The organism is Mycobacterium sp., from assembly GCF_040509115.1.
Taxonomy (GTDB): domain Bacteria; phylum Actinomycetota; class Actinomycetes; order Mycobacteriales; family Mycobacteriaceae; genus Mycobacterium.
This window is the reverse complement of sequence record NZ_JBEVLO010000090.1, coordinates 1-7,645: the sequence shown is the minus strand read 5'-3', so window position 1 is coordinate 7,645 and position 7,645 is coordinate 1. Positions and strand designations below refer to the sequence as shown.

The window sequence follows — 7,645 nt, the reverse complement described above, 5'->3', positions numbered from 1 at the left end:
GCGGGCAGGATCTTCTCGCTCGAATGGATCTCCGCGAGACGGGCCAGGCGGGAATCGGGCAGTTCCACCATTCCCACGTTCGGCTCGATGGTGGCGAACGGGTAGTTCGCGGCGAGTACGTCATTGCGCGTCAACGCGTTGAACAACGTCGACTTTCCGACGTTGGGTAATCCGACGATTCCAAGGTTGAGGCCCACGGATTGAACAGTCTAGGGGTCGGGCCCGGGCGCGCCCGCGCGTGCTGGCAGCCGACTTTCGGTCACAGCCGGTACGGTCGACGTGTGTCAGGACTGCGCGGACGGTCGGCGGTGGCCGCCGACCATCGATCGGTACTGCCCCGTTTGCCCGGTATCCCCTGGTGGGGGGCCACGATCTTGGCAGCCACCTTCGCTGCGGTCGGGTTCGCCTACGACGCCGGGACGGGCAACGGAGCGCTCAGTTACGTCTTCGCCGGCTTCTATGTCGTGGGCTGCGTTCTGGCCGTTCTGGCCGTCCGGCAATCCGGATTGTTCACGACGGTCATCCAGCCGCCGCTGATCCTGTTCATCGCCGTGCCGTTCGCCTACTTCGTGTTTCACGGCAGCACCTTCACCGGCATCAAGGACACACTGATCAACTGCGGTTATCCGCTGATCGAACGCTTCCCGCTGATGTTCTTCACCTCGGCAGCGGTCCTGCTGATCGGGATGGTGCGCTGGTATCTGGGGACACTGGCGAAGCGTGACATCGCCACGGACGCCGACGCCGACGCCGAACCCAGTGCCATCGACCTGCCTGAGGACGGCGCCGCCGCCGAGGCCGTCGGCGCCGCGGCGAAGACCAGCCCTCCACGGCGCAGTCGTCGCCCCGCGACCGAACGCCCCAGTCGCACCACCGCCGACGAGGAACCACGCGCCCGCCGGTCGGCAACGGGCTCGTCGACGCGAACCGGCCGCGCGTCGGGCGCCGCAACGGGATCGTCGCGGTCACGCCATTCCCTCCCACCCGAGACCGAGATCATCGAACCCGTGCCGGATCGGCCCCGCAGGCGCACCACACCTCCCGTCGATCGGGCCGAACCTCGGCGACGGCCTCGAGCCGACCAGCCGCGGGAGGGCCGGGAACCCCGGGAGCCGCGCGTCACCCGCGAAGGCCGCGAGCCACGCGAACGCAGGCCGGTGCCACCCATGGACCGCCGAGGCACGTCCGATCGCTCCGAGCGGCCCCGCCGCGAACGCGCCGAACCCCGCGAACGCTCGAATCCCTCGAATCCCCGCGAACGCTCGACCCCCCGCGAAACCTACGACCGTTCCGAGCGACCCACCCGTTCGGAACGGACGCCCCGTCGGCCACGCTCCACGGACTACGAGCCGTACGAGAACCACGAGCCGCCCCCGACGAGCCGCACCAGCAGCGGTGGGACGCACCACCCGATTTCCCGGGTGCGGTACCGCAGCACTGAGGACGGCGACGAGCGCACAGAGCACCGCACCCGTCCGAGACGTCCTCGGCACTCGGCTCCGGAGTCGTGGGAGGCCTGAAGGCCTGAGTGCCTGAAGGCCTGAGAGAAGGCTGGAGAAACGCCCTAGCCGTTGCGCTTGGGCCGAATCGCTCGCGGGAGCGTGAACACCAGCGTCTCGTTCGCGGTCGTCACCGGTTGGACAGTGCCGTAGCCGTACTCGGCGAGCCGCTCGAGCACGCCGCGCACCAGCACCTCGGGCACCGACGCGCCGGAGGTGACGCCGACCGTGGTCACGCCGTCGAGCCACGTTGGATCGATGTCCTCGGCGTAGTCCACCAGGTAGGACGCGTCCGAGCCGGCGCCCAGCGCCACCTCGACCAGGCGCACCGAGTTCGACGAGTTCCGCGAGCCCACCACGATCACCAGCTCGCACTCGGGTGCCATCGCCTTGACCGCGACCTGACGGTTCTGGGTGGCGTAGCAGATGTCGTCGCTGGGCGGATCCTGCAGCTTCGGGAAGCGCTCCCGCAGGCGCTTGACGGTCTCCATGGTCTCGTCGACGCTCAGCGTCGTCTGAGACAACCAGATCACCTTGTCCTCGTCGCGGACCGTGACCTTGTCGACCGATTCCGGGCTGTCCACGACCTGAACGTGGTCGGGAGCCTCACCGGCGGTGCCGACGACCTCTTCATGGCCCTCGTGACCGACCAGCAGAATGTCGTAGTCATCGCGGGCGAACCGCTTGGCCTCGTTGTGCACCTTGGTCACCAACGGGCAGGTGGCGTCGATGGTGTGCAGGTTCCGTTCGGCCGCTTCCACGTGCACCGTCGGCGCGACCCCATGTGCGGAGAACACCACGATGGCCCCCTCGGGCACCTCGCTGGTCTCCTCGACGAAGATCGCTCCCGCCTTCGCCAGCGTCTCCACGACGTGCACGTTGTGCACGATCTCGTGGCGCACGTAGACGGGGGCGCCGTGCTTCTCCAAGGCGCGCTCCACCGTCTCAACCGCGCGATCGACGCCCGCGCAGTAGCCGCGGGGCTCAGCGAGGAGAACCCGCTTGCCGGTCACCGGGGCGACGACCGAGCGGGTCGCACCGGGCATACCCATGTTGATCGTCTGAGGCATGTCCCTCAGGGTACTTTCCGTAGGGCCGCCCCGACCACTTGCGCGACCAGTGCGCCGTCCCGCCGTACTCTTGCACGCATGGCAACAGCACCATACGGAGTCCGTCTGCTGGTTGGCGCTGCAGTCACCGCGCTGGAGGAAACTCGTCGACTGCCTCAGACGATCATCGAATACCCGATGACGGTCGTCAGCCAGGTGGCACAGCTCGTGATGAAGATGCAGCAGGACCTGGCGGGTCTCGCCATCAAGGGTGACGAGGCGCTCGACCAGCTGTTTCCGCCCAGAGACGAGCACCCGGAGTGGGCGACGTTCGACGAGGACGTCGACGACTACCTCGACGGTGACGACGGCGCCGAGCCGCCCCGCAACGGCGAACGCCTTACCGAAGGCCGGTTCGCCCTGTACAGCACCGGGGAACCCGAGAGTCGCGACGAACGACCGGTAACCAAGGTCGCAGCGTCGGCACCGGGAATAGTGGCCGAACTGGACTACGAGTCGCTGACCCTGGCGCAGCTGCGGGCCCGGTTGCCGTCGCTCAAGGTCGCCGACCTCGAGACACTGCTGGCCTATGAGGGCACGACGAAGGCGCGGGCGCCGTTCCAGACCCTGCTGGCAAACAGGATCACCCGCGCGTCCGCCAAGTGATAACCCCCGTCGCTCCGCTCGCCCACGTGCACACCCCCGTCGCTCCGCTCGCCCACGTCTGTGACTGAACCCGAACAGGGCAAGTCCCCCGACAATCCCTGGCCGGTGCGCGCCGTGGCCACCCGCGTCGCCAAGTACATCGACCGGCTCGGCATGGTGTGGATCGAAGGCCAGCTCACCGAATTGAAGCTGCGCGGGACCACGGCCTGGATGGTGCTGCGCGACCCCGCCGCCGACATGTCGCTGTCGGTGAGCTGTCCACGAGATCTGGTCGCCGCCGCCCCGGTGCCGCTGTCGGAGGGCACCCAGGTGATCATGCTCGGCAGGCCCCAGTTCTACACGCGCAACGGTTCGTTCAGCCTGCGCATCAGCGAGATTCGCGCGGTTGGCATCGGCGAACTGCTGGCCCGCATCGATCGCCTGCGCAAGCTGCTCGACGCCGAGGGCCTCTTCGATCCACGCCTGAAGAGACCAATCCCGTTCCTGCCCAACACCATCGGCCTCATCACCGGACGGGCATCCGCCGCCGAACGCGATGTCATCTCGGTGGCTGGGGACCGCTGGCCCGCCGTGCACTTCGCGGTGCGCAACACGGTCGTCCAGGGACCCAATGCGGTACCCCAGATCGTCGAGGCGTTGCGGGAGCTGGACGGCGACCCCGACGTCGACGTGATCGTCGTCGCGCGCGGCGGCGGCAGCGTCGAGGACCTACTCCCCTTCTCCGACGAGACGCTGTGCCGCGCGATCGCGGCGTGCACGACCCCCGTGGTGAGCGCGGTGGGCCACGAACCGGACAACCCGCTGTGCGACCTGGTCGCCGACGTGCGAGCGGCGACGCCGACGGACGCGGCCAAGCGGGTGGTGCCGGACGCGGCGGCCGAACAGGCACTGGTGAGCGACTTGCGTAGGCGCAGCGCGCGGGCGCTGCGCAACTGGGTGCACCGAGAGCAGCACACGCTGGATCAGCTCCGCAGCCGTCCCGTCCTGGCGCAACCCCTGGCCGCATTGACCGCTCGCGGCGAGGAGATCCATCGGGCCAGGGCGGCGGCGCGGAGGGACGTCACCCGCCTGCTCACCGCAGAGACCGATCGAATCGAACATCTGTCGGCGCGGCTGGCGACACTGGGCCCAAGCGCAACCCTGGCTCGGGGCTATTCGGTGGTGCAGATCGTCTCCAACTCCATGACCGTGCTGCGGTCGACGAAGGACGCACCCGCGGGGACACGGTTGCGGATCCGGGTCGCCGACGGTGCCATAACAACGATCAGTGAGGGGTCTGATGAAGCCCATTAGTCGGATGGGATACGAAGAATCCCGTGACGAGCTGGTCGAGGTCGTCCGCCAACTTGAGCAGGGCGGGCTCGATCTCGATGCCTCGCTCAAGCTGTGGGAAAGGGGCGAGGAGCTGGCCAAACGATGCGAAGAGCACCTGGCGGGCGCGCGCGCGAAAGTGGAGAAGGCGCTCGCCTCCCGCGACGACGAAGAAGCTTGAGAACGCAACCAATGGCCCGCTGAAGGGTCGAAACTGGAACACGTTTCAGTTATCCTCGCCCCATGGGTGACTCGACGCTTCGCACCGATCTCGGCCACGTGCTCGTCACTGGCGGCTCCGGCTTCGTCGGCGGCAACCTCGTCACCGAACTCCTCGAGCGCGGCCACCGGGTCCGCTCGTTCGACCGGGCGCCGTCACCACTGAAGCCGCACGACCGACTCCAGACCTTCGTCGGCGACATCACCAACACCGACGACGTCGCAGCGGCCGTCGAGGGCGTCGACACCGTCATCCACACGGCGGCGGTGATCGATCTGATGGGCGGCGGGTCCGCCCCGGCAAGGGAGCGCAGTTTCTCCGTCAACGTCGGCGGCACCAAGAACCTCGTCCAGGCCGCGCAATCGGCGGGCGTGAAGCGATTCGTCTACACCGCGTCCAACAGCGTGGTGATGAGCGGCCAACGCATTGCCGGCGGTGACGAAACGATGCCGTACACAACACGATTCGCTGACCTCTACACCGAGACCAAGGTAGCCGCCGAGAAGTTCGTGCTGACCCAGAACGGACAGGCCGGCATGCTGACCTGCAGCATCCGGCCCAGCGGCATCTGGGGGCGCGGCGACCAGACCATGTTCCGCAAGCTGTTCGAGAGCGTGCTCAGGGGCCACGTCAAGGTGCTCGTCGGCAGCAAGGACGTGAGACTCGACAACTCGTACGTACACAACCTGATTCACGGCTTCATCCTTGCCGGCGAGCACCTGGTGCCCGGCGGCACGGCGCCCGGCCAGGCGTACTTCATCAACGACGGCGAACCGGTCAACATGTTCGAGTTCTCCCGACCGGTGATCGAGGCGTGCGGCCACCACTGGCCCAGGTTCCGCGTGTCGGGACGGTTGGTCCACGCGGTGATGTCGGTGTGGCAGTGGCTGCACTTCCGCTTCGGCCTGCCTCAACCACTGCTGGAACCCCTTGCCGTGGAACGTGTTTACCTGGACAACTTCTTCTCCACCGCAAAGGCCGAGCGTGAGCTGGGATACCGACCGCTGTTCACCACCGAAGCCGCCATGGCCGACTGCCTGCCCTACTACACCGAGCTGTACGCGCAGTTGAAGGGCGCCGGTGCAGCCGTACCTGCGCCTGCGTAAATATCAGCTGAGAAGATGGCTCAAGCGCTGACAGAGCCGGTGACCGCCGCATAGCGTTGCCCTCGCACGGTTCGAATCGGTCGATCGAACCTCGAGCGAAGGAGCTCATCATGCCTGGCGGCAAGCCCAATATTCTCGTCATCTGGGGCGATGACATCGGGATCTCGAACCTCAGCTGCTACAGCGACGGCATGATGGGCTACCGCACGCCCAACATCGACCGCATCGCCACCGAAGGCATGCGCTTCACGGACTCCTACGGCGAGCAAAGCTGTACCGCGGGTCGCGCCGCCTTCATCAGTGGACAAAGCGTGTACCGCACCGGGATGAGCAAGGTCGGCGTGCCCGGCGTCGACATCGGCTGGGCCGCCGAGGATCCCACCATCGCCGAACTGCTCAAGCCGCTCGGCTACGCGACCGGACAGTTCGGCAAGAACCACTTCGGCGACCTGAACAAATACCTGCCCACGGTGCACGGATTCGACGAGTTCTACGGCAATCTGTACCACCTCAACGCCGAGGAGGAGCCAGAGCAGTACGACTACCCGCACAAGGATCAGTTCCCGCGGCTGTACGAGTTGGCACTCCCGCGCGGCGTGCTCAAGTGCAAGGCCACCGACGAGGTGTCCACCGAACCCGACGATGAGAAGTTCGGCGCGATAGGCAAACAGACCATCGAGGACACCGGCCCACTGACCGCCAAGCGCATGGAGACCATCGACGACGACATCGCCGATGCCACCGTCGACTACATCAGGCGGCAGCACGACGCGGGCAATCCGTTCTTCGTCTGGTGCAACTTCACCCACATGCACCTCTACACGCACGTCAAGCCGGAGAGCAAGGGCCAGGCCGGGATGTGGCAGTCGGAGTACCACGACGCGATGGTCGACCACGACCGCAACGTGGGCACCGTCCTCGACGCGCTGGACGAACTGGGCATCGCCGACGACACCATCGTCATCTACTCCACCGACAACGGGCCGCATCGCAACAGCTGGCCCGACGCGGGCACCACGCCGTTCCGCAGCGAGAAGAACACGAACTGGGAGGGCGCCTTCCGGATTCCGGAGCTGATCCGCTGGCCGGGAAAGATCAAGGCGGGCAGCGTGTCCAACGACATCATCCAGCATCACGACTGGCTGCCGACGTTGCTCGCCGCGGCTGGCGACCCTGACGTCAGCGAGAAGCTGAAGAAAGGCCACAAGGCAGGTGCCGACGGACAGACCGAGTACAAGGTCCACATCGACGGGTTCAACCTGCTGCCCTACCTGATGGGCGAGGTCGAGCACAGCCCGCGGCGCGGCTTCTTCTACTTCAACGACGACGCCGAGATGGTCGCCATGCGGTTCGAGAACTGGAAGATCGTGTTCGCCGAGCAGCGTTGCAAAGGCACGCTGCAGATCTGGGCGGAGCCGTTCACGCCGCTGCGGGTGCCGAAGCTGTTCAACCTGCGCACGGATCCGTTCGAGTACGCCGACATCACGTCGAACACGTACTACGACTGGTTCATCCGGCGCGACTTCTTCGTGATGTACGCGACCGCGATGGCATCGCAGTTCCTCGACACGTTCAAGGAGTTCCCGCCACGGCACCCACCGGCCAGCTTCAGCATCGACCAGATCGTGAAGAAGCTCGAAGACTTCCTCGCGGCGGACTGATGCTGGAGTCCTGGAACGACGGCCCCACGAAGCAGGCGCTCGTCGACTTCGTGGAGCGCGCCGCCGCCGAGGTACCACCGGAGGAACGGGTGGCCGTCTTCGACAACGACGGCACGCTCTGGTGTGAGAAGCC

Annotated in this window: 8 protein-coding genes and 1 pseudogene; 7 read left to right on the top strand and 2 right to left on the bottom strand. The window is 66.6% G+C overall.

Features of this window, described 5'->3' with window-relative positions; genetic code table 11:
• A partial coding sequence (locus ABW137_RS07605) for a GTPase (RefSeq protein WP_526398494.1) occupies nucleotides 1-197 on the bottom strand: 197 nt, incomplete at its 3' end.
• A gap of 84 nt (nucleotides 198-281) precedes the next feature.
• On the opposite strand from ABW137_RS07605, the gene ABW137_RS07600 reads away from it, so the two are divergent.
• A complete protein-coding gene (locus ABW137_RS07600; RefSeq protein ID WP_526398493.1) occupies nucleotides 282-1,520 on the top strand; it encodes a DUF6542 domain-containing protein in 1,239 nt (412 codons plus the stop codon).
• Between the two features lie 44 nt (nucleotides 1,521-1,564).
• Here ABW137_RS07600 and ABW137_RS07595 read toward each other — a convergent pair whose 3' ends face one another.
• A complete protein-coding gene (locus ABW137_RS07595; protein WP_526398491.1) occupies nucleotides 1,565-2,569 on the bottom strand; it encodes a 4-hydroxy-3-methylbut-2-enyl diphosphate reductase in 1,005 nt (334 codons plus the stop codon).
• Between the two features lie 78 nt (nucleotides 2,570-2,647).
• On the opposite strand from ABW137_RS07595, the gene ABW137_RS07590 reads away from it, so the two are divergent.
• The 6 genes and pseudogenes from ABW137_RS07590 to ABW137_RS07565 all read left to right on the top strand — a co-directional run.
• On the top strand, nucleotides 2,648-3,214 hold the full coding sequence (locus tag ABW137_RS07590) for a lipid droplet-associated protein (protein WP_526398489.1): 567 nt from the start codon (nucleotides 2,648-2,650) through the stop codon (nucleotides 3,212-3,214).
• A 60-nt stretch (nucleotides 3,215-3,274) separates the two neighbouring features.
• On the top strand, nucleotides 3,275-4,507 hold the full coding sequence (gene xseA / locus ABW137_RS07585; protein ID WP_526398487.1) for an exodeoxyribonuclease VII large subunit: 1,233 nt from the start codon (nucleotides 3,275-3,277) through the stop codon (nucleotides 4,505-4,507).
• The gene (locus ABW137_RS07580) at nucleotides 4,494-4,706 is read left to right on the top strand and encodes an exodeoxyribonuclease VII small subunit (RefSeq protein WP_526398485.1); all 213 of its coding nucleotides are present in this window, start codon (nucleotides 4,494-4,496) and stop codon (nucleotides 4,704-4,706) included. The genes xseA and ABW137_RS07580 overlap by 14 nt, the downstream gene beginning before the upstream one ends.
• Nucleotides 4,707-4,768: 62 nt before the next feature.
• Entirely contained in the window at nucleotides 4,769-5,851 is a 1,083-nt protein-coding gene (locus tag ABW137_RS07575) for a 3-beta-hydroxysteroid dehydrogenase (RefSeq protein WP_526398483.1), read from the top strand.
• 110 nt (nucleotides 5,852-5,961) lie between these two features.
• Nucleotides 5,962-7,512, top strand: a complete 1,551-nt coding sequence (locus ABW137_RS07570; protein WP_526398481.1) for an arylsulfatase — start codon at nucleotides 5,962-5,964, stop codon at nucleotides 7,510-7,512.
• Nucleotides 7,512-7,645: pseudogene (locus tag ABW137_RS07565) on the top strand (haloacid dehalogenase-like hydrolase); the annotation flags it as partial. The gene ABW137_RS07570 and the pseudogene ABW137_RS07565, both read left to right, overlap by 1 nt.

Excerpts from the sequence above, each read along its gene's own strand:
- ABW137_RS07595 (WP_526398491.1), bottom strand. The coding sequence starts at position 2,569 with ATGCCTCAGACGATCAACATGGGTATGCCCGGTGCGACCCGCTCGGTC.
- ABW137_RS07575 (WP_526398483.1), top strand. The coding sequence starts at position 4,769 with ATGGGTGACTCGACGCTTCGCACCGATCTCGGCCACGTGCTCGTCACT.
- ABW137_RS07580 (WP_526398485.1), top strand. The coding sequence starts at position 4,494 with ATGAAGCCCATTAGTCGGATGGGATACGAAGAATCCCGTGACGAGCTG.
- ABW137_RS07590 (WP_526398489.1), top strand. The coding sequence starts at position 2,648 with ATGGCAACAGCACCATACGGAGTCCGTCTGCTGGTTGGCGCTGCAGTC.
- ABW137_RS07570 (WP_526398481.1), top strand. The coding sequence starts at position 5,962 with ATGCCTGGCGGCAAGCCCAATATTCTCGTCATCTGGGGCGATGACATC.